The 19,255-nt window shown below is 64.3% G+C and carries 23 protein-coding genes; 9 read left to right on the forward strand and 14 right to left on the reverse strand.

What is annotated here, in order from left to right; translation table 11 throughout:
• Positions 1–39: 39 nt before the first annotated feature.
• A complete protein-coding gene (locus NKJ80_RS21885; RefSeq protein ID WP_023683072.1) occupies positions 40–297 on the reverse strand; it encodes a BQ00720 family protein in 258 nt (85 codons plus the stop codon).
• A gap of 64 nt (positions 298–361) precedes the next feature.
• Positions 362–787, reverse strand: a complete 426-nt coding sequence (locus NKJ80_RS21890) for an Hsp20 family protein (protein ID WP_023669741.1) — start codon at positions 785–787, stop codon at positions 362–364.
• Positions 788–931: 144 nt separating this feature from the next.
• Here NKJ80_RS21890 and NKJ80_RS21895 point away from each other — a divergent pair, with 144 nt between their 5' ends.
• Complete coding sequence (locus NKJ80_RS21895; protein ID WP_023698210.1) at positions 932–1,873, forward strand: nucleoside hydrolase; 942 nt, start codon at positions 932–934, stop codon at positions 1,871–1,873.
• 61 nt (positions 1,874–1,934) lie between these two features.
• Here the strand turns inward: NKJ80_RS21895 and NKJ80_RS21900 are convergent, their stop codons facing one another.
• The 6 genes from NKJ80_RS21900 to NKJ80_RS21925 all read right to left on the reverse strand — a co-directional run bounded on the left by NKJ80_RS21900 (position 1,935) and on the right by NKJ80_RS21925 (position 6,904).
• On the reverse strand, positions 1,935–2,306 hold the full coding sequence (locus tag NKJ80_RS21900) for a hypothetical protein (RefSeq protein WP_352498297.1): 372 nt from the start codon (positions 2,304–2,306) through the stop codon (positions 1,935–1,937).
• 57 nt (positions 2,307–2,363) lie between these two features.
• The gene (locus NKJ80_RS21905) at positions 2,364–2,636 is read right to left on the reverse strand and encodes a hypothetical protein (protein WP_023712342.1); all 273 of its coding nucleotides are present in this window, start codon (positions 2,634–2,636) and stop codon (positions 2,364–2,366) included.
• A 142-nt stretch (positions 2,637–2,778) separates the two neighbouring features.
• Positions 2,779–3,393: a LysE family translocator gene (locus tag NKJ80_RS21910; RefSeq protein WP_023669737.1), complete on the reverse strand. Its 615-nt coding sequence runs from the start codon at positions 3,391–3,393 to the stop codon at positions 2,779–2,781.
• A gap of 98 nt (positions 3,394–3,491) precedes the next feature.
• Entirely contained in the window at positions 3,492–4,952 is a 1,461-nt protein-coding gene (locus NKJ80_RS21915) for an amidase (RefSeq protein WP_352498298.1), read from the reverse strand.
• Positions 4,949–5,857, reverse strand: coding sequence for a ribokinase (locus tag NKJ80_RS21920; RefSeq protein ID WP_023737542.1), 909 nt, complete (start codon positions 5,855–5,857; stop codon positions 4,949–4,951). Before NKJ80_RS21920 ends, NKJ80_RS21915 begins: the two co-directional genes overlap by 4 nt.
• 141 nt (positions 5,858–5,998) lie before the next feature.
• Positions 5,999–6,904, reverse strand: a complete 906-nt coding sequence (locus NKJ80_RS21925) for a methylated-DNA--[protein]-cysteine S-methyltransferase (protein ID WP_023669734.1) — start codon at positions 6,902–6,904, stop codon at positions 5,999–6,001.
• 115 nt (positions 6,905–7,019) lie between these two features.
• Between NKJ80_RS21925 and NKJ80_RS21930 the strand changes: the two genes are divergently transcribed.
• On the forward strand, positions 7,020–7,835 hold the full coding sequence (locus tag NKJ80_RS21930; RefSeq protein WP_352498299.1) for a class I SAM-dependent methyltransferase: 816 nt from the start codon (positions 7,020–7,022) through the stop codon (positions 7,833–7,835).
• 10 nt (positions 7,836–7,845) lie between these two features.
• On the opposite strand, the gene NKJ80_RS21935 is transcribed toward NKJ80_RS21930, so the two are convergent.
• A complete protein-coding gene (locus tag NKJ80_RS21935; protein WP_352498300.1) occupies positions 7,846–8,340 on the reverse strand; it encodes a DUF2244 domain-containing protein in 495 nt (164 codons plus the stop codon).
• A gap of 22 nt (positions 8,341–8,362) precedes the next feature.
• Here NKJ80_RS21935 and nth point away from each other — a divergent pair, with 22 nt between their 5' ends.
• Complete coding sequence (nth, locus tag NKJ80_RS21940) at positions 8,363–9,190, forward strand: endonuclease III (protein WP_352498301.1); 828 nt, start codon at positions 8,363–8,365, stop codon at positions 9,188–9,190.
• Here the strand turns inward: nth and NKJ80_RS21945 are convergent.
• The 4 genes from NKJ80_RS21945 to NKJ80_RS21960 all read right to left on the reverse strand — a co-directional run bounded on the left by NKJ80_RS21945 (position 9,150) and on the right by NKJ80_RS21960 (position 12,847).
• Positions 9,150–10,658, reverse strand: a complete 1,509-nt coding sequence (locus NKJ80_RS21945; RefSeq protein ID WP_352498302.1) for a tripartite tricarboxylate transporter permease — start codon at positions 10,656–10,658, stop codon at positions 9,150–9,152. The two genes, nth and NKJ80_RS21945, sit on opposite strands and share 41 nt — an antisense overlap.
• Before the next feature lie 9 nt (positions 10,659–10,667).
• Positions 10,668–11,141 (reverse strand): tripartite tricarboxylate transporter TctB family protein, encoded by a 474-nt coding sequence (locus NKJ80_RS21950; protein ID WP_023751403.1) that lies wholly within the window; start codon positions 11,139–11,141, stop codon positions 10,668–10,670.
• Between the two features lie 94 nt (positions 11,142–11,235).
• The gene (locus NKJ80_RS21955; RefSeq protein ID WP_352498303.1) at positions 11,236–12,213 is read right to left on the reverse strand and encodes a tripartite tricarboxylate transporter substrate-binding protein; all 978 of its coding nucleotides are present in this window, start codon (positions 12,211–12,213) and stop codon (positions 11,236–11,238) included.
• Positions 12,214–12,391: 178 nt separating this feature from the next.
• The gene (locus NKJ80_RS21960) at positions 12,392–12,847 is read right to left on the reverse strand and encodes a DUF2214 family protein (protein ID WP_352498304.1); all 456 of its coding nucleotides are present in this window, start codon (positions 12,845–12,847) and stop codon (positions 12,392–12,394) included.
• 141 nt (positions 12,848–12,988) lie between these two features.
• On the opposite strand from NKJ80_RS21960, the gene NKJ80_RS21965 reads away from it, so the two are divergent.
• From NKJ80_RS21965 to NKJ80_RS21975, 3 genes are all read left to right on the forward strand, one after another.
• The gene (locus NKJ80_RS21965) at positions 12,989–13,225 is read left to right on the forward strand and encodes a YdeI/OmpD-associated family protein (protein ID WP_352498305.1); all 237 of its coding nucleotides are present in this window, start codon (positions 12,989–12,991) and stop codon (positions 13,223–13,225) included.
• Positions 13,226–13,357: 132 nt separating this feature from the next.
• Positions 13,358–13,897, forward strand: a complete 540-nt coding sequence (locus tag NKJ80_RS21970) for a GNAT family N-acetyltransferase (protein ID WP_023686555.1) — start codon at positions 13,358–13,360, stop codon at positions 13,895–13,897.
• Positions 13,898–14,016: 119 nt separating this feature from the next.
• Positions 14,017–15,117: an OmpA family protein gene (locus NKJ80_RS21975; protein WP_352498306.1), complete on the forward strand. Its 1,101-nt coding sequence runs from the start codon at positions 14,017–14,019 to the stop codon at positions 15,115–15,117.
• Here the strand turns inward: NKJ80_RS21975 and NKJ80_RS21980 are convergent.
• A complete protein-coding gene (locus NKJ80_RS21980) occupies positions 15,104–15,877 on the reverse strand; it encodes an IclR family transcriptional regulator (protein WP_023740846.1) in 774 nt (257 codons plus the stop codon). The two genes, NKJ80_RS21975 and NKJ80_RS21980, sit on opposite strands and share 14 nt — an antisense overlap.
• Positions 15,878–16,083: 206 nt before the next feature.
• On the opposite strand from NKJ80_RS21980, the gene NKJ80_RS21985 reads away from it, so the two are divergent.
• The 3 genes from NKJ80_RS21985 to NKJ80_RS21995 all read left to right on the forward strand — a co-directional run bounded on the left by NKJ80_RS21985 (position 16,084) and on the right by NKJ80_RS21995 (position 19,251).
• Positions 16,084–17,061 (forward strand): Bug family tripartite tricarboxylate transporter substrate binding protein, encoded by a 978-nt coding sequence (locus NKJ80_RS21985; protein WP_023726470.1) that lies wholly within the window; start codon positions 16,084–16,086, stop codon positions 17,059–17,061.
• A 125-nt stretch (positions 17,062–17,186) separates the two neighbouring features.
• The gene (locus tag NKJ80_RS21990) at positions 17,187–17,723 is read left to right on the forward strand and encodes a tripartite tricarboxylate transporter TctB family protein (RefSeq protein ID WP_352498307.1); all 537 of its coding nucleotides are present in this window, start codon (positions 17,187–17,189) and stop codon (positions 17,721–17,723) included.
• A 4-nt stretch (positions 17,724–17,727) separates the two neighbouring features.
• Positions 17,728–19,251, forward strand: coding sequence for a tripartite tricarboxylate transporter permease (locus NKJ80_RS21995; protein ID WP_023686551.1), 1,524 nt, complete (start codon positions 17,728–17,730; stop codon positions 19,249–19,251).
• Positions 19,252–19,255 lie beyond the last annotated feature (4 nt).

Raw genomic sequence — 19,255 nt, forward strand, 5'->3', positions numbered from 1 at the left:
CGAAGGCGGCCCTCTCCATTTCAACCGCCAGCAGTCGCCTTAGTGAATGGCGACAGTGGTCAGGTCGTTTTCCATGGCGCCGGCCAAAGCCCGGTCTTTCGCATCCGAAAGCAGGATCGGCTGGCCGTTGGCGGCAAACAGGGCCCACAGGACCATACCGGGCGCTATTTCGCCGAGGTTGGGGAAGCGCCCGAGCAGCTCGTCGCTCGAGACCTTGCGGAGATAAGCGACCGAGCCTTCGCCGAGATGGGCGAATTCGCCGCTGGTCATGGTGATGGTTTCGTCAGTTCTGGTCATTTCAAGCCTCCTTGGCGCGAGGACGCCGCTCAAGGCCATCCCGCATGAGAGCCATCGGTAAAGATCAGTCTTTCACCGATATATTTATTTTCCGTACCAGCCGTTCGGTATCCGGCCGATCGAGATCGATCGACAAAAGGCCGTTCTTCAGTTCCGCTGCGATCACCCGCATGCCGTCGGCCAGCACGAAACAGCGCTGGAATTGGCGCGCGGCGATGCCGCGATGGAGGAATTCGCGCTCGGTGTCGTCGGTTTGACGGCCGCGCACGACCAACTGGTTTTCCTCCGTGGTGACATCGAGATCGCTTTCGGCGAAACCCGCGACAGCCAGCGTAATGCGCAGCCTTTCGGCCTTGCCGTCGGCACCGCTGAGGCGCTCGATGTTGTAGGGAGGATAACTGTCACCGGATTTCGCCAGTCGTTCCAGGGTCTTTTCCATGGCATCGAAACCAAGGAGAAGCGGGCTGGAGAAGGGCGTCATTCGGCTCATGTTACACTGTCCTCTTTGGAGCGACATAAACTGGAAAAACCCGGATGGCATTTTTCCCGATGGTCTTGATATGGTCCGCGCCGCGGCCAAGTTCAAGCCGCCGAACACCCCCGCCAAAAAGACTCCCCCGCATAAGGAAATGAAATGCCCCAGACCCGCAAGATCATCATCGACACGGATCCCGGCCAGGACGATGCCGTCGCCATATTGCTGGCGCTCGGCAGTGCCGAGCTGGAGATCGTCGGCATCTCTGCTGTTGCCGGTAACGTGCCGCTGAAATTGACCGAAAAGAACGCCAGGAAAATCTGCGAACTGGCCGGACGGCCCGATATCAAGGTCTATGCAGGCGCCATCCGCCCGTTGGCGCGCGAACTGGTCACCGCCGAGGAAGTGCATGGCAAGACCGGCCTCAACGGCCCGCAACTGCCAGATCCGAAGATGAAGCTGCAGGGCCAGTATGCGGTCGACTTCATCGTCGAGACCCTGATGAAGGAAGAGGCCGGTACGATCACCCTGTGCGCGCTCGGCCCGCTCACCAATGTCGCGCTGGCGCTGATCCGTGAGCCGAAGATCGCGCCGCGCATCAAGGAAATCGTACTGATGGGCGGCGGTTTCTTCGAAGGCGGCAATGTCACGCCGACCGCAGAATTCAACATCTATGTCGATCCGCAAGCCGCCGACCTGGTGTTCAAATCCGGCATTCCGATCGTCATGATGCCGCTCGACGTCACCCACAAGGCGCTGACCACGGCCAAGCGCACGCAGGCCATCCGCCAGCTCGGCACCCGGGTCGGCACCGCGACGGCCGAGATGCTGGAGTTCTTCGAGCGCTTCGACGAGGAGAAATACGGCACCGATGGCGGCCCGCTGCACGACCCCTGCGTCATCGCCTATCTGTTGAAGCCGGAGCTGTTCAAGGGCCGCAACTGCAACGTCACCGTCGAAACCACCTCCGAACTCACCATGGGCATGACCGTGATCGACTGGTGGGGCGTGACCAAGCGGCCGAAGAACGCCATGGTGATGCGCGACATCGACCATGACGCGTTTTTCGCGCTGCTGGTTGAGAGGTTGGCGCGGCTTTAAGCCTGCCTTGATACAGATCGTTCGCCCAGGGGCTTAGCGCTTCTGGGCGATACCTGTGCACTTATTCGCGAAGCAGGCGGTATGTTTCGGTATCGTTGCGGCGACGCTGCCGCTCGATCGAAACCTTGGAGCCAATGGCTCTCGGCACTGTCGTGTTGTCATATGCAAACACCAGGCCGTCATTTTCATCGAGGCGAATTCCATACAAGTAACGGAACCCGCTGCCGATCGCGACCTCGGGACTTGCAGGAGCGTTGAGAACGTTGACCACTGTACCGGTCAGGCGTTCGACATTGGCGATGGGGCTGCTTTGCCTCGCAATCGGGATGCCAATTGCAAGGGCGCAAACGCCCACGACGAGGATGGTGATGAGGATGCCCCTGAGGTTCTCCTGCAGGGTCATCCAGGCAAGGGAATGCCGAGCCTTGGCCATGCGTATCACCTGACAGCAAGGACGCTGCGTTTCATTGGTATCGTGACCGGCGGTCGTTCAATTTGCGAACCTGTAGAAGGTCGATCCATTCTCGCGCGTGACGCGCTCCAATCTTGCCGGCGCGCCGATCAGATGCGGGAGGTCGTCTTCGACAAGAATGGACGAACCGGTTTCGAGTGCAACCAGATAAAGCGTGCGGCCGTTGTCTGAATGGGTACTTTTGACCGTTGCGTCGATTGGCTCGACCGACCGGATGGGGCTCGCATCATTCGTCCATTTGTAGAGAGCCGAAGGAACCATCACCGCAAACAGGACGACGATCAGGATCACGCCGGGCGCGTCCCTTTTTATGCCAGCGTAAGTCCATGACATCGACGTGAATCCCCCCACGCCGATTCATGTGGTGGCGTGAAGACTGACTTTCAATCAGCCTTCACGTACCGGCTCCGTTGGGAACGACCGTTGGCGGTCGTCACTTCGCCTTGGAAAACGCCAGCCACAGGCCGCCGCCGACCAGAAAGCTGCCGCTGATCCTTGACATCAGCTTGATGCGGCTGGCCGAGAGCAGGCGGCCGGCGCGGCTGGCGGCGAGCGCGTAGGTCGAGTCCGAGACGGCGGCAAAGATCATGGCGGTAAGGCCCATGACGACGATCTGCAGGGTGTAATTGCCCTGCGGGGCGATGAATTGCGGGAAGAAGGCGCCGAAGAACACCAGGGTCTTGGGGTTGCTCAGCGCCACGAGCAGGCCCTGCAGGAAGAAGCCGCCGCGCGGCTTTCTCGCGGTGCCGTCGGCATTCAGCGCGCCCTTGGAACGGAACATCTGCACCCCCATCCAGATCAGATAGGCGGCGCCGATCAGGCGTACCCATTCGAACCAGTGGCCCATGCCCGATATCAGCGTGTTGAGGCCGATGCCGACAATGGCGATCATCACGGCGAGCCCAGCCTGCGTGCCGGCGACATTGGCAAGGCCGGCGCGGTAGCCATGGCGGATGCTGTTGGCGATGATCAGCGTGACAGTCGGACCGGGCACCAGGATGATGACGATGCAGGCAAGGACATAGGCGGCGTAGAGTTCCAGCGACATGGGGGATTTCCTCGAGGATGCGCTTAGGCGGCTGGCTGCAATCAATGCATGGCGGCGGGGCTGGTGCAAGCCGGTCGCAGACCGTGCCGCCCCTCGCGTCAGGACGCCCCCACCTGCCAAGGCAAGGTCGCCTCATAGGCCGCTCCGGCCCTGAGCACGGCGAGGTCGCCGCGCGGCCGGCCGATCAGCTGCATGCCCATGGGACGGCCTTTGTCGTCGAAGCCGACCGGCACATTGAGCGCAGGACAGCCGCCGAGCGTGGCGAAGGCCGAAACCTGCATCCAGCGATGGTAGCTGTCCATCGTCCGTCCGGCGACCTCACTTGGCCAATGCGTGCCGACTTCGAAAGGAAAGACCTGGGCCGTCGGCAGCGCGATGAGATCGAAGTGCTCGAACAGCGACAGCAGCGTCCGGTGCCAGGAGGTGCGGATGACCGAGGCCGCGCGGATCTGCGGCGCCGTCAGCCGCATGGCGTTCTCCACCTCCCAGACGGCTTCCGGCTTCAACAGGGCGCGCTTGAGCGGGTCGTCGTAATGGATCTTCAGCGCCGAACCGCTGCTCGCCTGGCGCAGCACCACGAAGGCTTGCCACAGTGCTTCGAAATCGACATCCGGCAGCAAGGGCTCGGTCAGGAAGGATGCCTCGGCGAAGCGTCGGAGTGCGGCCTCGCACAGATCGAGGATGCCCGGTTCCACCGGCAGGTGACCGCCGAGATCAATGAGCCAGCCGACGCGGCCGCCGCTGGCCGGCGTTGCCAGCCCTTCGAGGAACGAGCCGGGTTTCTCCCAAGACAGCGGCGCGTGCGGATGGTAGCCCGCCTGCACGTCGAGCAGCAGCGCCATGTCCCTGATGCTGCGGCCCATCGGTCCGTCTATGCCCATCTGGGCATGAAAGACTTCAAGATCAGGCCCTCCGGGGACAAGGCCCTGCGACGGGCGGAAGCCATAGACATTGTTCCACGCCGCCGGATTGCGCAGCGAGCCGCCGAAATCGCTGCCGTCGGCGACCGGAACCATGTCGAGTGCAAGGGCGACCGCAGCGCCGCCGCTCGACCCGCCTGCGGTGAGCGCCGGATCGAAGGCGTTCAGCGTCGGGCCGAACACGTTGTTATAGGTGTTGGATCCCAGCCCGAATTCGGGAACATTGGTCTTGCCGATGATGATGGCGCCGGCCTTGCGGATGCGCTCGACGAAGAAATCATCCTCCTGCGGCACGAAATCGGCGAAGATCGGCGAGCCGAAACTGGTCCTCAAGCCTCGCGTCATGGCGAGGTCCTTTATCGCCACCGGCAGGCCAAACAGCGAGCCGGCCGGCCCGCCTTGCGCCTGATCGGCGTCCGCCGCGTCGGCCTCGCGCAGGATGTCGGAGCGCTCGCGCAACGAGACGATGGCATTGACCAGCGGGTTTACCGCGTCGATGCGGTCAAGGAATGCGGCGACCAACTCGCGCACGGACAGGCGGCGCAGCCGGATCGCCTCGGCCAGGTCGACAGCGGACATCCGGCAGATGTCGCCGGCGGGGGGCACGGCGTGCTTCGTTGCGGGGCGCAGGGCTGTCATCCGGCGTTGTTGCGCAGGGCGGTGTCGACATCCGCCGCCAGCGGGATGGCCGGCTGGGCGCCGGGCTTCAGGCAGGCGAGCGAGCCGGCGGCTGCGGCGCGAGTGAGAGCCTGCTCCAGCGGCAGGTTGGACGCCAGCCCGGCAGCGAGATAACCGCAAAAAGTATCGCCGGCCCCGACCGTGTCGACCGGCGTGATCTTCAGCGCCGGCACGGTCAGGAAATCCTCCGGGGTCGCCGCCAGCACGCCGTCGCCGCCGAGCGTGACGACGATGGTGCGGCCGGTTTTGCCGGCGAAGTCGCGCATGCGCGCCGGGCGGTCGCGGCCTTTCAGCGACAGCGCCTCGCCGTAAAGGTCGAATTCGGTTTCATTGGCGACGGCGTAGTCGGCCTTGCCGAGCAACGCTGCCGCCTCGCTACGGAACGGCGCGGTGTTGAGCACGGTGACCGCGGCGGCGGCGCGTGCGGCGTCGAGCGCTGCATCGACAGTCTGCAACGGGATCTCGTGCTGCAGCAGGACGACGTCGCCCTTCGCAAGGAAAGCCTTGGCGAGATCGCCGGGCAGCACCGAATCATTGGCGCCCGGCACCACGGCGATGACATTCTCGCCATCGGCGCCGACGAGGATCAGCGCCGTGCCGGTGGAGGCGAAGCTCTGGCCGACGCCGGAGAGATCGACCTTGCCGGCCACGAGCAAAGCGAGGGCTTCGGTTGCGAAATTGTCCTTGCCGACGGCGCCGACCATGCGCACCTTGGCGCCGGCGCGCGCCGCAGCCAGCGCCTGGTTGGCGCCCTTGCCGCCGGGCGCGGTGGCGAAGCCGGAGCCGCGGACCGTCTCGCCCGGCGAAGGCAGGCGGTCGACATTGGCGATAAGGTCGAGGTTGATCGAGCCGACAACGATGATCAAGAAAGCCTCCTGCGGAATGCGCGGGAAGCTAACCTGTAAGCCGGCGGCTTGCCAGAGCGTGCGGATGTTTTGCGCCGGGAGCTCGCAAAAAGAACAACACCGGCGAAGGGATTTCGCCGGTGTTGTTTGATGCGGGCAGCTTCAGGACGCGGTCTGGCCCGCTTCCCAACCGAGGATGGCGCGTTTGCGGGTCAGGCCCCAGTGGTAGCCGGTGAGTGCGCCGGACTTGCCCAGCGCCCGATGGCAAGGGACGACGAATGACAATGGGTTGGCGCCGACCGCCGCCCCCACCGCCCGGCTGGCGTTTGGCGCGCCGATCCTGGAGGCGATCGAGGAATAAGTGCAGGCCTTGCCCATCGGGATCCTGAGCAGCGCGTCCCAGACGCGCAGCTGGAAGTCGGAGCCGATCATCACCACGCGCAGCGGCTGGTCGGCGCGCCACAGCGTCGGATCGAAAATGCGCGCCGCATAGGGCTGGGTGGCGCTCATGTCCTCGACATAGGTGGCGTTCGGCCAGCGGCCCGACATGTCGGCGAAAGCCGCCCGCTCGCCGCCCGGATCGTTGAAGGCGAGCCCCGCAAGGCCACGGTCGGTGACCATGATCAGGGCGATGCCGAAGGGCGAGATGTGGTAGCCGTAGCGGATGGTCAGGCCCGCGCCGCGCGTCTTGTAGTCGCCCGGCGACATCGCCTCGTGGGTGACGAACAAATCGTGCAGCCGGCCGGGGCCGGACATGCCGAGTTCGAACGATGTTTCGAGGAGCGGCATGCCGGAATCGAGCAGTTTGCGGGCATGGTCGAGGGTGACCGCCTGCAGGAAGGCTTTTGGCGACAGGCCGGCCCAGCGGGTGAACAGCTTTTGCAGGCCCGTGGGTGTCTCGCCGACATCGGCTGCCAGGGCTTCCAGCGAGGGCTGGTCGCGATAGTCGAGGCTGATCTTCTCGATGGCGCGGCGCACGACCTCGTAGTCGCTGCCCTCGGGGGTGATGTCGTGCTGCAGGATCGCTGTCGGTTTCATCTGCGTATTCATGGTCATCTGGGCGTTCATGGCAATATCTCCTTGACCGCGAATATCGGTCTTTCCGCCCCTTGCAACCACCCGAAACTTGCCTTGTTGCCGCCTGTTCCCAGATAAATACTGGATTGCGCCCCGGGAGATGCCAATGGCCGGCGAAAGGGTGAATCTGAGCGGAGCAAGGGAGACCTTGCTGATGACGCTTTATGGCAAGGCACTGGAAAGCCGGCTGCCGCATTCGCTGCTCGGGGATCGCTTCGCCGACGAGGCCGTGCGCAAGATCGACTATGATTTCTCGCGCCTCAAGGTCGACACCAATCTCGGCATCGGCCTGGCGATCCGGGCCAGGACGTATGATGTCCGCGTTCAGGACTTCATCGCCAGAAATCCCGGCGCCATCGTGCTGCATCTCGGCTGCGGGCTCGATACGCGCATTTTCCGTGTCGATCCACCCGAAGGCGTGGAGTGGTTCGATGTCGATTTTCCGGATGTCATCGCGCTCCGGCGCAAGCTTTACCCGTCCCGGGACCATTACCACCTCGTCGGCTCTTCGGTAACCGACCCAGACTGGCTGGCAGAAGTGCCGCGCAATCGTCCGGCCGTCGTGGTGATGGAGGGGTTGACGCCTTATCTCCCGGTAGAGGAGGGGCCACGGCTGCTGTCACGCCTTGTCGCGCATCTTGCCGGCGGCGAGCTGATGTTCGACGCCTACAGCCACTTCGGCCTGAAGATGCTGCGCCTCAATCCGACCATCAGGGCGACGGGCGCCGAGGTTCACTGGGCGATCGACGACCCGCAGGTACTGGAGCGTGCCGTTCCGAAGCTGCGCTTTGTCGACGATATCTCGGCCTACAGCGCGGAACGCACAGCGCATATGAGCTGGTCCGCAAAACTGTTCATCGGGCTCTGGAGACACATTCCCGCATTGCGCAAGGTCGGCAGGATTTTACGCTACCGGTTCTGACGCGCCGGCTCTAACGCGTCCTGGCTTTTGTCAGCGCACGTGAAAATGCAGTGGCAAAACTCTCGCGGGAGTCTGGGTCCAGGAATGACCCGATCGGCACATTCTGTCCTTGTGCTTCCACCACCATTTTGGTGATGCCGATCTCGGCATGGCGAGCGACGGAAAAGCGCGCCCAGAACGGGTTGAAGCTATGCGCTTCCGACCGGCCCGAGGGCGCCGTCTTGCGGATGTCGAGGCTGGTGCGCGACACCGACACTTCCTCGCGGGCACGGGCGGCGCGATAGTTGGCGCGGAAGGCGACGTAGACGGCGATGACGTCGAGGCCGAAGAAGCCGAACACCGGCCAGGCGCCGCGCGACAGGAAAAACGCCCCGGTCACCACCCAGCCGAACAGCAGCGCGCCCATCAGCACGGCAAAGCCGGTGCGGCCCAGCGAGCGGTGCGGTGTCAGCAGCGCCTGGAAGAATGGCTCGTCGGCCTGAAACGAGGCGTTTGTGTCGCTCATGCCGGGATATTATAGGAAGGGAATGGCCAGCCCCAAGTCCAAAAATCTTTCCCTATCCAAAAGTGAACTGCCGCCCGGGCGGCGCGACGGCTCGAATGCCAAGCCGCGACCGCGGCCGGCCCGTTCGCTCTACAGCGCAGCCGAGGTGCATGAGATCTTCCGGCGGTTTTCGGTGCAGCGGCCCGAGCCGAAGGGCGAGCTCGAGCATGTCAATGCCTTTACGCTGCTGGTGGCGGTGGTGCTGTCGGCGCAGGCGACCGATGCCGGCGTCAACAAGGCGACGCGGGCGTTGTTCAAGGTCGCCGACACACCTGAAAAGATGCTGGCGCTGGGCGGAGCCAGGGTCGGCGAGTACATCCGCACCATCGGGCTCTGGCGCAACAAGGCCAAGAATGTCGTGGCGCTCTCGGAGGCGCTGATACGCGATTACGGCGGCGAGGTGCCCAGCGAGCGCGATGAGTTGGTCAAGCTGCCGGGGGTCGGGCGCAAGACCGCCAATGTTGTGCTCAACATGGCATTCGGCCAGCACACGATGGCGGTCGATACGCATATTTTCCGCATCGGCAACCGCCTCGGCCTGGCGCCGGGCAAGACGCCCGAACAGGTCGAGCAAGGGCTGCTGAGGATCATCCCGGACGAGTATATGCGCCATGCGCATCATTGGCTGATCCTGCATGGCCGCTATGTCTGCAAGGCGCGCAAGCCTGATTGCCCGGCCTGCGTCATCGCCGATCTCTGCAAGGCCGAGGTGAAGACGACCGATGTGCCGGCGCCGCTGGTGGAAATCGTGGCGCCCGGAGTCCCGACAACTAGCTTTCCTCCACGAATACCTCTTCGCGCTTCTTCTTGACCGACGGCAGGAAGACGACGACGAGCACGGCCAGTGCGACGAGCAGCAGGCCGGCGCTGATCGGCCGCGTCACGAAGGTCGAGGGGTCGCCGCGCGACAGGATCATGGCGCGGCGCAGGTTTTCCTCGAGCAGCGGTCCCAGAACGAAGCCGAGCAGCAAGGGGGCCGGTTCGCAGCGCAGCTTGGTCAGGATGTAGCCGAGCAGGCCGAAGAAGGCGACGGCATGGAGATCGAAGGCGTTGGTGTTGACGCTGTAAACGCCGATCGAGCAGAACGCCATGATGATCGGGAAGAGCACATAATAGGGGATCGTCAGCAGCTTCACCCACAGCCCGATCAGCGGCAGGTTCAGCACGATCAGCATCAGATTGCCGATCCACATCGAGGCGATGATGCCCCAGAACAGCGCCGGCTGCTCGATCGCGACATTGGGGCCGGGCACGATGCCCTGGATGATCATGGCGCCGATCATCAGCGCCATGACCGGGTTGGCCGGAATGCCGAGCGTCAGCATCGGAATGAAGGAGGTCTGGGCGCCGGCATTGTTGGCCGATTCCGGGCCGGCGACGCCGGCGATGGCGCCCTTGCCGAACTCCTCCGGGTGTTTCGACACGCGCTTTTCGACCGTGTAGGAGGCAAAGGCCGCAAGCACCGCGCCGCCGCCGGGCAGGATGCCGAGCGCCGAACCGATGATCGTGCCGCGCACGATGGGCGCTGCCATCGCCTTGAAGTCGTCGCGGGTCGGCATCAGGCCGGAGACCTTTTTGATCATCACCGAGCGCTCGTGCTCGTTTTCGAGATTGCGCAGGATCTCGGCAACGCCGAAGACGCCGACCGCCACCGCGACGAAGTTCAGCCCGTCGGCATATTCGCGGATGCCGAGCGTGAAGCGCGGCGTGCCGGTGTAGATGTCCGTGCCGACAATGCCGAGCAGCAGGCCGAGCACGACCATCGCCAGCGCCTTGACGATCGAGCCATGGGCGAGCGCGATGGACGAGACGAGGCCGACGATCATCAGCGAAAAATATTCGGCCGCGCCGAATTGCAGGGCTATTGCCGTCAGCGGCGGGGCAAAGACGGCGACGAGAAAGGTCGACACCGTGCCGGCGAAGAACGAGCCGATCGCGGCGATCGCCAGAGCCGCCCCGGCGCGACCGTTCCTGGCCATCTGGTAGCCGTCGATGGCGGTCACGGCCGAGGAGGATTCGCCGGGCATGTTGATGAGAATGGCGGTGGTCGAACCGCCATACTGGGCGCCGTAGTAGATGCCGGCCAGCATGATGAGGGACGACACCGGGTCGCCGATCTGGAAGGTGATCGGCAACAGCATGGCGATGGTTGCGGTGGCGCCGATGCCGGGCAGGACGCCGATCAGCGTGCCGAGCAGGACGCCGATCAGGCAGAAACCGAGATTTGCCGGCGTGGTGGCCGTCGAGAAGCCGAGTTCGAGGTTCCTGAGGAGGTCCATCTCAGCGCCTCACAATGCCAACCATTGGGGCAACCAGGGGCCGAAGCGCTGGAATGGCAGCCCGAGCGCGTAGCTGAAGACCAGCACCGAAAACAGCGTCAGGCCGGCCGACAGCAGAAGTGCCGTCAGCGGCTTCATGCGGGCGCTGGCAAAAGAGGCGATCAGCGCCGCCAGGAAGATCGACGGGACGAAGCCGAGGCCGCGCACCGTCAGGCCGAAGAAGATCGGCGCCGGCAGGATGAACAGCATGCCGCGCCAGGCGATCGGGCCGATGGGTTCGCCCTCGACGCGCACCGCCTGGACGAGGATGATGGCGCCAAGCACGATCAGCACGATCGCCAGCACCAGCGGGAAATAGCCCGGTCCCATGCGGAAGGCGGTGCCGATTTCGAGGCCGAGCGATTGTATCGCGAAAAAGGCGCCGAAAAAGATGAACAGCGCGGCGCACAGGCCGTTTGTCCTGTCGATGGCGAAAGGTTTCATGGCGGTCCTCCCCTGACCTTGCGACGGGCTGCCGTTGCAAATGTGAAACGGATGTCAAAGCGAAAACGGGCGCCGGCAGCGCCCCGTTCAAGCCTCAGTCGGCGTATTGGCCGGCGGCTTCGATGATCGGCTTCCAGCGCGTGATCTCGCCTTCCAGCTTGGCCTTCAGCGCTGCCGGCGTCGCGTCGGACTCGGACGACGGCTTGGTGCCGAGTTCGGCAAAGCGGGCGATGACGTTGGGGTCCTTCAGCGCGACCTGGAGCGATTTCGACAGTCGGCCGGTGATCTCGGCCGGCGTGCCCTTCGGCGCATAGAGGGCGTGCCAGATGCTGACCTGCACCGCGGGCAGGCCGGCTTCGATGGTCGTCGGCACGTCCTTTAGCACGTCGAGGCGTTCCGGCGTGGTGACGGCATAGGCCTTGATCGTGCCGCCCTGGATCTGCTTGGTGGTGTTGGTGGTCTGGTCGCACATAATGTCGACCTGACCGCCGAGAAGGTCGGTCATGGCCGGGCCGGTGCCCTTGTAGGGTACGGTGACCAGCGGCGTGCCGATGGCGCTCATGAATAGCATGCCGCACAGATGCGAGGCGGCGCCGATGCCGGCATTGGCTACAGTGATGGTGTCCTTGTTGGTCTTGGCGTATTCGACCAGCCCTTTCAGGTCGGCCGGCTCCAGGTCCTTGCGGGCGACGATCGCCATCGGCACCTCGGTGACGAGGCCGACATACTCGAAGGCGTTGAGCGTGTCGTAGGCGAGTTTTCTGTAGAGGGTGGCGCTGGTCGCCATGCCGATGTGATGGAGGAGCAGCGTGTAGCCATCCGGGTCGGCGTTGGCGACGCGGCCGGCGCCCAGCGTGCCGCCGGCGCCGCCGACATTCTCGACGATGATCTGCTGGCCGAGATCCTTCGACATGGCTTCGGCGACGAGCCGCGTAACCGTGTCGGTCGGACCGCCGGCCGCAAACGGCACGACGACGGTGATGGTGCGCTCGGGATAGGTCTGTGCGCTGGCGGCGAACGAATAAAGCGAGACGGCCGCGGCGGCGGCCAGGGCGGCTACAATTTTCCTCATCGTAATTCTCCTCCCAGGATATCAATCTCCGATCGCTGTGCAGGTCAGGCAGCGACGGTGCAACAAAGGCAAGCTAACAGATTGTCGCCTGACGCAAACTGCAAAATACAGCCGTGCGCAACCATGGCGATCAGTGCGGAGTATGCCCGGCGGAGATGGGTTTGGTGTTGGCGTTGCTTCAATAACCGTAGCCGCGCGCCATCGCCGCCGCGAAGATCGGGATCAGCAGGAAGATGAAGGCTTCGGCGCGCACATAGGTCTTCACCGACGCGAGTTCCGCCGCCGGCACCTGGAAGCCGGGACTAGCGCTGGCCTGCCGGTTCCAGGACAGGAAGCGCATGGTGGGCACGATCGACAGCAGGCCAACGACGGCGAATGCCGCCATCTTGGCCCAGAACACCCAGTTGTAGACATAGAACTCCCAGCCCTTCAGGCCGTAGATGACGCGGCCGATGCCGACGATGATGATCGACGTCGCGAGGATGCCGTAGTGGCGGTCGATGCCGGCAAGCCGCTTGAGCGTTGCGGCGGAGAGGTCGCCGCGGATCAGGACAAATTCGGCGCCGATGATGCCGGCCAGCGAGAACACCAGCAGATGATGGAAAATGGCAAGCACGAGATCGGTGGTGTCCATGGCGTTCTCCTCCCATTGGCGGTATCGAGACCGGCCCTTGCCGGACCGGTTGCGAAAGGTAGCATCGTTCGGCAGAATTCCCAGAGGCGGACCTGGGTTGGACCATCGGCGTAGCCATCCTGACAGCTGGGGCTTTCTGAAATGACCGGACTGAAGCGCGCCCTGAACCCAATGCCGGACGACATCCGCATCGCCCTGACCGAAAAAGGACTGACAGCGGCCTACGAGGCGCGGCCGGACTACCAGCAGAACGATTATCTTGGCTGGATCGCCCGCGCCAAACGCAGCGACACCAGGCAGAAGCGGCTCGACCAGATGCTGGACGAATTGCAACGCGGTGGGCTCCACATGAAGATGGTCTGGCACGGCCGAAAGTAAGCCGACGCTGTTCGCTTGGACCGCCCGGTCGCGCCAGTTCGGAAGCTTCCCTGGCTGAATGATGATCCGGCTTGGCCCTTGTCCGGGCGCGCTGGTTTGCTAAGCGCTGACCGTCAACGGAGGCAGAGTTTCATGGGCAGTCCAAAAACAGCTGGCGTCCCGGTTCTCGAAACGGAACGGACCATCATGCGGGCGCACCGGATCGAAGATTTCGACGACTATGCTGTCATGTGGGCCGACCCCGTCACCACCCGTTTCATCGGCGGCAAGCCGCGGACGCGGGAGGAAAGCTGGATGCGGTTCCTGCGGCATGCCGGCCTGTGGTCGCTGCTCGGCTACGGCTTCTGGGCGGTCGAGGACAAGGCCAGCGGTCGCTTCATCGGCGAGGCCGGATTCCACGATCTGAAGCGCGACATCGAGCCGTCGCTCGAGGGCATTCCGGAAGCCGGCTGGGCGCTGGCGCCGCAAGCACATGGCAAGGGTCTTGCCAGCGAAGTCGTCAGAAGGGCCCTGGCCTGGGGCGACGAAACCTTTGCCGGCGCGAGAACCGTCTGCATCATCGATCCGGAAAACACCGGCTCGTTGAACGTTGCGGCAAAGTGCGGCTACACCAAGGTCCTGGAAACGACCTATCACGACGGGCTGACGATCCTGCTCGAACGGCGGGTGTGAAGCGCTTCATCGACGCAATTGCCTCGCGCTGCTAGGATTGGCTATTCTAATCTAGCTAGCAATTCCTGTGGGAAAACCGCTCACACTTTTCCTGGAATTGCCCTTTGGGGGAGCCGACCATGCGTGCGATCAATGCGATATTTCTGAAGCTTTTCTGGGCGGGGCTGCTGCTCCTGGCGGCCGTGCAACTGGCGGGCGCCGATGCGACGGTGCCGACCGCCGACATCGAGGGCGGTGCCGACAATCATCTGGCCAAGCGCTATGAGGGGTCGTTCATCGTCTCCTACGAAAAATTCGCCTATACCGATTTTACAGTGCCGCTGTCGCCGCTGAAGCCGAGCGCCGATCCGGATGCCCGTGACACGATGAACAACCGTGTGTTCGCGCCGGACAAGAAGGCCGAGGTCGAAGGCGCGCTGACCCGCATCGCCTATGTGCTGCCGGCCGAGCGCTCCCCGCTCGAAGTGCTGCGCAACTATCAGGATGTGATCGCGGCCGCCGGCGGGGAAGTCCTGTTCGAATGCAAGAAGGAAGAGTGCGGCGGCGCCGCCGACCGGTCGTCGAGCGGTGGCGGCGGCGACATGAGTCTGATGATGTATTTCCTCCATGAAAGCGACGTCAAGGACGCGGCCTTTTCCAATGGCGCCTGTGCGGTAACCACCGGTATCAACGACCAGCGCTTCTTCGCCGCCAAGCTGCCGCAGGACGGCGGCGACGCCTATGTCACGGTTCAGGCCTATTCGCTGATCGACGACCTCTACTGCAAGGAACTCAACGGCCGCACCATCGCCGTCGTTCAGGTGCTGGAGCCCAAGGCGCGCGACAAGAAGATGGTGGTGGTCGAAGCGGCCAAGATGGCGGATTCGCTGTCGGCCACCGGCTCCATCTCGCTCTACGGCATCTTCTTCGACACCGACAAGGCCGACATCAAGCCGGAATCGGAACCGACGCTGAAGGAGATCTCGACGCTTCTGACCAACGAGCCCGGCATGGCGGTGATCGTCGTCGGTCATACCGACAACCAGGGCGCGTTCGACTACAATATCGATCTGTCGTCGCGGCGGGCGCAGTCGGTGAAGGCGGCGCTGGTCTCGAAATACGGCATCGATGGCGGCCGGCTGACCGCCGCCGGCGCCGGCATGATGGCGCCTGTCGCCAGCAATGATGACGAAACCGGCCGCGCCAAGAACCGCCGCGTGGTGCTGGTCAAGGCGAACTGAGGCCGATCACGGTTTCAGCGCCGGCTAGGCGCGCTGCCTGCTCCAGCGTCGAGGCATCCTCGCCGAAGGCGCGGGTGGCGCGAGCGGCGGCCTCCAGCAGGTCCGGTGTCATGCGGCGCAGGAACGCCGTATCGACGCGTGTCGACGGGCCGGCGAGCGTCAAGGCGCCGAGCAGAACGCGGCCCGGTCCGAACACCGGCACCGAGACGCCCGCCGTCTCAGGGTCGCGGTCGCCGATCGACAGATAGTGGCAGGCCTTGCGGATGGTCTCGTATGGTTCGCCCGGCTGGCCTGAAAACGCTGCCAGCACGCGGCCGCCCGAGCCGGTGAGCAACGGCAGCAGGTCGCCTTCCCGGATCGTGTAGCGGATAGGATGCTTGGATTCGACGCGGTAGAGACAGGTGCGGGCGTCGCCCGAGCGGACATAGAACGCCACGCTTTCCCAACTGCGTTCGGCAAGATCACGCATGATCGGCAGCAGGATGTCGACCGCCACGACCGAGCGCTGGTAAAGCGCGCCAAGCCGAAAGGTGGCGGGTCCGATGCGGTAGCGGCCATCGTCGAGCCGCTCCAGCAACTGCCCGCGCAGCAATGAGTTCGCCAGCCTCAAAATGGTGCTTTTGTAGAGCCCGGTGCGCGCCGCGATCTCGGCCAGGCTGAGCGAGCGGTCGGCGGTCGCGAACGCGTCGAGAATGGCGATCGCGCGGTCGAGCGCGGCAACACCATCGGCCGGCAACGGCTGGGATCGCGCTTCGGTCATCTCACGAACAGTTTCATTCCAGTTTACCTGCTCGGACAAAGGCCGGCCGAAGCGATTGTGCCGCACATCCATGGTTCTGTCTAGTAGAACAGCGTTCCTGTTGACAGAACGTACCGAATTCGGCATGAATTTTTGCCGAGCGGGTCTGTTTTCAGGCTACGTTTCTGGCAGGCACCGGAGGAGGTGTCGTGATTTGGAGGAATCCCATGCTGAACAGACGCAGATTTTTGATGAGCACCGCGGCCGCAGGCGCTGCCGGATTCGTTGCAACGCATTTGACGCCCGCCCTCGGTCAGGATGCACCGCAGATCCAGATCTTCGTGCCGGCCGCGCCCGGCGGCGGCTGGGACCAGACGGGGCGCACCATCGACCAGGTGCTGCGCAGTGAAAAACTGATCTCCGGCTCGCAGATCACCAATGTCGGCGGCGCCGGCGGTACTGTCGGCCTGCCGCAGTTCATCAGCCAGTGGAAGGGCAAGGGCAATTCGCTGATGGTGGCCGGCATGGTCATGGTCGGCGCCATCATCGCCAACAAATCGGCCAACAACCTCTCCGAAGTGACGCCAATCGCTCGCCTCACCGGCGAGTTCGAGGCGCTGGTGGTGCCGGCGGATTCGCCGTTCAAGACGGCCGGCGATTTCGTCGCCGCGCTCAAAGCGGATCCGACCAAGGTTCCGGTGGCCGGCGGCTCGGCCGGTGGCTCCGACCACATCCTGTTCGGGCTGATCGCCAAGACGGTCGGCGTTCCGGCAACCAACCTCTCCTATGTGCCTTTCGCCGGCGGCGGCGAGGCCCTGTCGGCGCTGCTCGGCAACCAGGTGGCGGCCGGCATTTCCGGCTTCGGCGAGTTCTCCGAGCAGGTCAAGGCGGGCGCGCTTCGGCTGTTGGCGATCTCCGCCGACAAGCGCCAGGACGGCATCGACGCACCGACGATGAAGGAAGCCGGCATCGACGTCGAACTGTTCAACTGGCGCGGCGTATTCGCACCGCCAGGCGTCTCCGACGCCGACAAGGCGGCGATGGTCACGATGATCGAGACCATGGCCAAGAGCGATGCCTGGGCAGCCGAATGCAAGAACCGCAACTGGACCCCCATCCTTCTGACCGGCGACGATTATGCGAAATTCCTCGTCGACGACACCGCCCGCATCACCGCGATCCTCAAGGATCTCGGCCTCGCCTGATGTCTTCAGGGGCGGCCACGGCCGCCCCTTCCGACATTAGCCTGCGGCATGGACATATCATGCGCTGGGAGTGAAACTGCGGATGCGGCCGGCGGGAGGATGCCGGCCATCTCGGGAGGACATCGATGAGCACCAGCGACCAGCAGCCGGCGCCCCCGCGCCTTACCATGCCCGAATTGTTGATCGGCATCGGGCTTCTCGCCTGTGCCGCGGCCGTGGCGTGGCAGACCCTGGCGATCCCGGTTTCGCCGCTCTATTCCAAGGTCGGGCCGACCGTCTTCCCCTACATCACCATGACAGGCATGATCGTGCTTTCGCTGCTGCTCATCGTCGCCGCGTTGCGCGGCGGCTGGCAGCCGCAGGAGGAAAAGGAAACGCCGACCGACTGGAAGGCCATGGGCATCGTCGTTGCCGGCCTGGTCGCCAATCTGGTGCTGATCCAGCCGCTCGGCTTCACCGCCGCCTCGGTCATCATGTTCGTGCTCGTCTGTTATGGCTTCGGCAGCAAGCACACGCTGCGCGATGCGCTGACCGGCCTGATCCTGGCGCTTGCCGCCTATTTCGGCTTTGCCAGGGCGCTCGGCGTCAACATTGGCGCCGGCTTCATCGAAAACCAGCTGAACACGGTGATCGACGCGATCATCGCCACTGTGAGGGGCTGACGCCATGGAGACGCTCGGCCATCTCGCCCACGGATTTTCCGTCGCTTTCTCGCCGATGAACCTGCTGTGGTGCCTGGTCGGCACCACGCTCGGCACCGCCATCGGCGTGCTGCCCGGTCTCGGGCCGGCGCTGACCATCGCGCTGCTGCTGCCGATCACCTACCAGGTGGCGCCGGAGGCTTCCTTCATCCTGTTCGCCGGCATCTATTACGGCGCCATGTATGGCGGCTCGACGACCTCGATCCTGCTCAACACGCCGGGCGAAAGCGCCACCATCGTCACCGCGCTGGAAGGCAACAGGATGGCCCGCTCGGGTCGCGGCGGCGCGGCACTGGCGACCTCGGCGATCGGCTCCTTCGTCGCCGGCACCATCGGCACGATGGGCGTCGCCTTCCTGGCGCCGGTGGTGGTGAAGTTCGCGCTGGCCTTCGGGCCGGCCGAATATTTCTCGCTGATGGTGCTCGCCTTCATCACGGTTTCGGCGGTGCTCGGCTCGTCCTCCGTGCGCGGCCTCACCAGCCTGTTCATCGGCTTCGTCATCGGCATGATCGGCGTCGACCTGCAGACGGGACAGCCGCGCTTCACCTTCGGCATGAACGAACTGCTCGATGGCGTCGATGTCATCATTGCCGCGGTCGGCCTGTTTGCCGTCGGCGAGACGCTCTACATGGCCTCGCGCCGCTATGCCGGCAAGGACGAGATCGTGCCGCTCAAGGGATCGCTCTACATGACAGCGGCCGAATGGGGACGATCGTGGAAGCCATGGCTGCGCGGCGCTTTCATCGGCTTCCCGATCGGCGCCATGCCTGCCGGCGGCGCCGAGATCCCGACCTTCCTGTCCTATGCCATCGAAAAGAAGCTGTCGAAGCACAAGGAGGAGTTCGGCACGGTCGGCGCCATCGAGGGCGTTGCCGGACCGGAAGCCGCCAACAATGCGTCTGCCGCCGGCGTGCTGGTGCCGATGCTCACCCTTGGCCTGCCGACCTCGGCGACCGCCGCAATCATGCTGTCGGCCTTCCAGAGCTACGGCATCAATCCGGGACCGCTGCTGTTGACGACGCAGGCCGATCTGGTCTGGGGCCTGATCGCCAGCCTGTTCATCGCCAACGTCATCCTGGTCGTCCTCAACCTGCCGCTGATCGGGCTGTGGGTACGGCTGTTGAAAATCCCGGCGCCGCAGCTCTATGCCGGCATCCTGGTGTTCGCCACCGTCGGCACCTACGGCATCTCGCAATCGCCGATCGACCTCGTCATCCTCTATCTCCTGGGGGCCGCCGGCTTCCTGATGCGGCGCTTCGATTTCCCGACCGCGCCGGTCATCATCGGCATGATCCTGGGGCCGCTTGCCGAAACGCAGTTCCGCCGGGCGATGACGATCTCGAACGGCGACTGGTCGGTGTTCTACACCCACAAGCTGTCGCTGGTGCTGCTGATCCTTGCCTTCATCGGGCTCGCCGGTCCGCATATCTGGGCCTTCATCGAGCATCGGCGCCGGCGCGGACCCGAGCATGTGCCGGGCGATGCCTGAGCGA

Source organism: Mesorhizobium sp. M0030 (assembly GCF_040323695.1).
Lineage (GTDB): Bacteria > Pseudomonadota > Alphaproteobacteria > Rhizobiales > Rhizobiaceae > Mesorhizobium.

Excerpts from the sequence above, each read along its gene's own strand:
- NKJ80_RS21955 (WP_352498303.1), bottom strand. The coding sequence starts at position 12,213 with ATGAGGAAAATTGTAGCCGCCCTGGCCGCCGCCGCGGCCGTCTCGCTT.
- NKJ80_RS21975 (WP_352498306.1), top strand. The coding sequence starts at position 14,017 with ATGCGTGCGATCAATGCGATATTTCTGAAGCTTTTCTGGGCGGGGCTG.
- NKJ80_RS21925 (WP_023669734.1), bottom strand. The coding sequence starts at position 6,904 with ATGAACGCCCAGATGACCATGAATACGCAGATGAAACCGACAGCGATC.
- NKJ80_RS21980 (WP_023740846.1), bottom strand. The coding sequence starts at position 15,877 with ATGACCGAAGCGCGATCCCAGCCGTTGCCGGCCGATGGTGTTGCCGCG.
- NKJ80_RS21985 (WP_023726470.1), top strand. The coding sequence starts at position 16,084 with ATGCTGAACAGACGCAGATTTTTGATGAGCACCGCGGCCGCAGGCGCT.
- NKJ80_RS21890 (WP_023669741.1), bottom strand. The coding sequence starts at position 787 with ATGAGCCGAATGACGCCCTTCTCCAGCCCGCTTCTCCTTGGTTTCGAT.
- NKJ80_RS21900 (WP_352498297.1), bottom strand. The coding sequence starts at position 2,306 with ATGGCCAAGGCTCGGCATTCCCTTGCCTGGATGACCCTGCAGGAGAAC.
- NKJ80_RS21950 (WP_023751403.1), bottom strand. The coding sequence starts at position 11,141 with ATGAAACCTTTCGCCATCGACAGGACAAACGGCCTGTGCGCCGCGCTG.
- NKJ80_RS21965 (WP_352498305.1), top strand. The coding sequence starts at position 12,989 with ATGACCGGACTGAAGCGCGCCCTGAACCCAATGCCGGACGACATCCGC.
- NKJ80_RS21935 (WP_352498300.1), bottom strand. The coding sequence starts at position 8,340 with ATGAGCGACACAAACGCCTCGTTTCAGGCCGACGAGCCATTCTTCCAG.
- NKJ80_RS21895 (WP_023698210.1), top strand. The coding sequence starts at position 932 with ATGCCCCAGACCCGCAAGATCATCATCGACACGGATCCCGGCCAGGAC.
- NKJ80_RS21960 (WP_352498304.1), bottom strand. The coding sequence starts at position 12,847 with ATGGACACCACCGATCTCGTGCTTGCCATTTTCCATCATCTGCTGGTG.
- NKJ80_RS21915 (WP_352498298.1), bottom strand. The coding sequence starts at position 4,952 with ATGACAGCCCTGCGCCCCGCAACGAAGCACGCCGTGCCCCCCGCCGGC.
- NKJ80_RS21910 (WP_023669737.1), bottom strand. The coding sequence starts at position 3,393 with ATGTCGCTGGAACTCTACGCCGCCTATGTCCTTGCCTGCATCGTCATC.
- NKJ80_RS21945 (WP_352498302.1), bottom strand. The coding sequence starts at position 10,658 with ATGGACCTCCTCAGGAACCTCGAACTCGGCTTCTCGACGGCCACCACG.
- nth (WP_352498301.1), top strand. The coding sequence starts at position 8,363 with ATGGCCAGCCCCAAGTCCAAAAATCTTTCCCTATCCAAAAGTGAACTG.
- NKJ80_RS21970 (WP_023686555.1), top strand. The coding sequence starts at position 13,358 with ATGGGCAGTCCAAAAACAGCTGGCGTCCCGGTTCTCGAAACGGAACGG.
- NKJ80_RS21885 (WP_023683072.1), bottom strand. The coding sequence starts at position 297 with ATGACCAGAACTGACGAAACCATCACCATGACCAGCGGCGAATTCGCC.
- NKJ80_RS21995 (WP_023686551.1), top strand. The coding sequence starts at position 17,728 with ATGGAGACGCTCGGCCATCTCGCCCACGGATTTTCCGTCGCTTTCTCG.
- NKJ80_RS21990 (WP_352498307.1), top strand. The coding sequence starts at position 17,187 with ATGAGCACCAGCGACCAGCAGCCGGCGCCCCCGCGCCTTACCATGCCC.
- NKJ80_RS21930 (WP_352498299.1), top strand. The coding sequence starts at position 7,020 with ATGGCCGGCGAAAGGGTGAATCTGAGCGGAGCAAGGGAGACCTTGCTG.